A 318-nucleotide genomic window follows, 5' to 3' on the forward strand; every position below is an offset into this window, starting at 1 on the left:
CCGCGAGGGTGTGCAGATGGTCGTTCTCGGTGGCGTCGCAGACCACGATCTCGGCCGGGTCCGCCCGGAGCGCCGCGGCCACCGCATCCGAGCCGCGTTCGACCACGTCCAGGGTCAGCTCACCCGTGGTCCGCCGGGTCTGCGTGCCCAGCACGGTGGCCACCCGCGAGTGCCGTACGGGGTCGAAGTGGTCGCGGGCGACGGCCGTACGGGTCAGCGGTACGCCGTCGACGAGGTGCAGGCCGCCGACCGTGCTGCGGCCGGCGTCGGGGAAGGCTGGGACGGCCAGTGTGCGGATCCGGGCCGAGGGGTCTCGGG

Annotated in this window: 1 protein-coding gene; it reads right to left on the reverse strand. The window is 74.8% G+C overall.

The window, feature by feature from the left end:
• The coding region (locus IF29_RS0141265; protein WP_030267763.1) for a four-carbon acid sugar kinase family protein at positions 1-318 on the reverse strand (318 nt) is incomplete at both ends.

Source organism: Streptacidiphilus jeojiense, assembly GCF_000719095.1.
Classification (GTDB): Bacteria; Actinomycetota; Actinomycetes; order Streptomycetales; family Streptomycetaceae; genus Streptacidiphilus; species Streptacidiphilus jeojiensis.